Here is a 595-nt window from a genome sequence, read left to right as displayed (position 1 = left end):
CGCCTCCTAAAATCTGTATTCATAGAAATCTGCATCTTCCACGTACCAGTCCTCTCCTGTACGGTAAATCCTCACCCTGTCAAGCTGCTCGTCAGTCAAATCTTTCCACCCTGGCACATTTCTCAACATGTTTCGTACATAACCACGCCGTAGTTCAATCTCATCAGCAGTCATGGACTTTCCCATGTGTTGGTCTTCTCCCACACGATACCTTGCCAGCTTTCTTGCCGCTTCTTCATTCATTTCTGGTCCTCCATCATCGGAAGGGCTGCTTCAGGCTGTATTCCTGCCTGCTCGATTTTTAAATGTTCTGGCATTTTGTGAAACTCGACAGCTCGTCGCTGCTCTGCTTCATAGGCTCCACGGAACTGTGCTTTCAGTGTGTTCACCTGATCATAAGGTGATTGGCATATGTTCTGCCAGCCGGTACGCTCTACAGCCCTACGTACTGGACCGCTGAGGCTTTTCAGTGCCTCCGCCTCCCTCATATATCCGTAGCGCCTTACAGCCATGTTGACCTCGCCCCACGCTTCGTCAGCATCGGGGATACGCGTTTCCATCAAATCTGCCGCATACAGTCTTAAGTCTGATATTG

The 595-nt window shown here is 49.9% G+C and carries 2 protein-coding genes; both read right to left on the bottom strand.

Annotation, left to right across the window (positions count from 1 at the left end):
• Nucleotides 1-6: 6 nt before the first annotated feature.
• Complete coding sequence (locus NE473_RS30125; RefSeq protein ID WP_006771077.1) at nt 7-243, bottom strand: hypothetical protein; 237 nt, start codon at nt 241-243, stop codon at nt 7-9.
• The coding region (locus NE473_RS30120) for a hypothetical protein (RefSeq protein WP_256265548.1) at nt 240-595 on the bottom strand (356 nt) is incomplete at its 5' end. The genes NE473_RS30125 and NE473_RS30120, both read right to left, overlap by 4 nt.

Source organism: Hungatella sp. SL.1.14 (assembly GCF_024460495.1).
Classification (GTDB): Bacteria; Bacillota; Clostridia; order Lachnospirales; family Lachnospiraceae; genus Hungatella; species Hungatella hathewayi.
This window is presented reverse-complemented; position numbering and strand designations above follow the sequence as displayed.